The sequence below is a fragment of the Nucisporomicrobium flavum genome, from assembly GCF_016464385.1.
Taxonomy (GTDB): Bacteria; Actinomycetota; Actinomycetes; order Mycobacteriales; family Micromonosporaceae; genus Actinoplanes; species Actinoplanes flavus_A.
On the sequence record NZ_JADMLH010000044.1, the window covers coordinates 1 to 1,664 of the forward strand.

Sequence of the window (1,664 nt, forward strand, 5' to 3'; positions counted from 1 at the left end):
ACTCTCATCAGCGTAAGACGTTCTGGTCAAGCGGTTGGCCGGGTGCCTCGTCCGTCGTCGGTCCCTGCATAGTCGTAATGGGGTTGGTCCCTGCAGCGCGTAACCGGGTTGATAGACGACGGGCGGGGCTGCCCTTGATGAGAGACGAGGTAACCGTGGGTTCCTCAATGCCGCGTGGGGCTCGCCCCGACCCTGCTTGACGGGCCGCCTGGGAGGTCAGGCGGCCAGGGGCAGTGTCTCGGTTCGTGTGCCGTGGGTGGCGATGGCGGGATCCCATGCTCGGCCGGTGGTGATGATGGCGTGCAGCTGCCTCAGGATCGCTGCCGCGATGACGGCTTGGGCTTGGGTGACGGTGAGCTTGTTCTGCTCCCGGGTGGTGAGGTGGGTGAACCGGGCGGCATAGACGGGGTTCGCGCGTTGTGCGCCCCAGACGGTGCGCCACGCGGCCAGCCGTAGCCCGGGCCGGCCTTGGCCGGTGAGTTTCGTGCGGCCGATGAAGGTGCCGGACATCTTCTCTCGTGGCGCCAGGCCGGCGTGTTTGACCAGTGCCCGAGCGCTGGCGAACCGGTGCGGGTCACCGGTCTCGGCCAGGATCGCTGCCGCGCCGATCGCTGACAGGCCGGGGATCGACGTGACGAGGTCGGTCAGCTGCAGCCGGTCCAGGATCGCCGTCATCCGCGCCTCGGTGTCGGCCAGCCGGTGTTGCGTGTCCAGCCAGTCGGTCAGCACCAAGCCGACACGTTCCAGGGCGCCGGGGCGGTGCGCGGTCACACCCGCCGGATCACTGAGCGCGGCGAACAGGGCCTGGACGATGCGCATGCAGGGCTTCTTGCGGCCGCGACGGATGATCTCCTTGCGCACCGCGGACTCCCACCGGGCTGGGCCCAGCCGGCGGGTCCGGGCAAGATCGCCGCCGTCGCGGTCGACCACGACAGTGAGCGCCGCGATCCAGGTCGAAGACCGAAACGGTTGCCGCGCACTCTGCAATACCGCCGGCCAGACGCACTCCAGCAAGGCTCGTATCTGCTGGACCTGCCGGCCCGACTCCACGATCAGCTGCGCCCGGCGGGCACCGAGGTGCCGCAGTCGGCCCCAGGTCTCGTCGACGGTCTCGGGCACGTAGCAGCGCAGCTGCGCGGTGAGGCGGGCTATGAGCACGGCGTCTTTCTCGTCGGTCTTGTCGAACGTCAGGTCTTCGCTGCGCCGCGCCCAGGAGGTCAACATCGGCTGCACGCAGACGAACGGCATCCCACGTTCGTCGGCGAGCTGGCCCAGCACCCGCCACCGGTGCCCTGTCGGCTCACAGGCGACTGTGGCTGCCGCGAAGCCTTTGGCCGCCGCCTGCTTGGCCGCCCAGTCCAGCGCCGTTCCCAGGTTCCAGGCGTGGCACTTGAACGTCTTGCGGGCCAGCACCTTCGAATCGTGGTCGGTGACCACGACCATCTGCTTCTCCTCCGCCAGGTCGATGCCGATGATCGCGTTCGAGACCGGCACCAAAGCCCGCAGCCTAGCCAGCCGTGCGTTGCGGTTGCGATCACCACGGGACACGCCGCTACCGTTACTCACGAACGTCCTCCTCCTGCGATGGGACACCAAGCCCGCAAGCGCATCAGGAGGACGTTCTTACGTCCTGCATCAACACGCAGAACGTCTTTCTATGCCGC

The 1,664-nt window shown here is 68.1% G+C and carries 2 protein-coding genes; one reads left to right on the forward strand and one right to left on the reverse strand.

Annotated features, from left to right (window positions below):
* Positions 1 to 216 precede the first annotated feature (216 nt).
* Positions 217 to 1,443 (reverse strand): IS110 family RNA-guided transposase, encoded by a 1,227-nt coding sequence (locus IT780_RS41410; RefSeq protein WP_199517384.1) that lies wholly within the window; start codon positions 1,441 to 1,443, stop codon positions 217 to 219.
* Between IT780_RS41410 and IT780_RS42485 the strand changes: the two genes are divergently transcribed.
* On the forward strand, positions 1,430 to 1,664 hold a 235-nt coding region (locus IT780_RS42485), incomplete at its 3' end, for a hypothetical protein (protein WP_233414385.1). The genes IT780_RS41410 and IT780_RS42485 overlap by 14 nt on opposite strands.

Coding starts and splice junctions, on each gene's coding strand:
- IT780_RS41410 (WP_199517384.1), bottom strand. CDS start 1,443: ATGGTCGTGGTCACCGACCACGATTCGAAGGTGCTGGCCCGCAAGACG.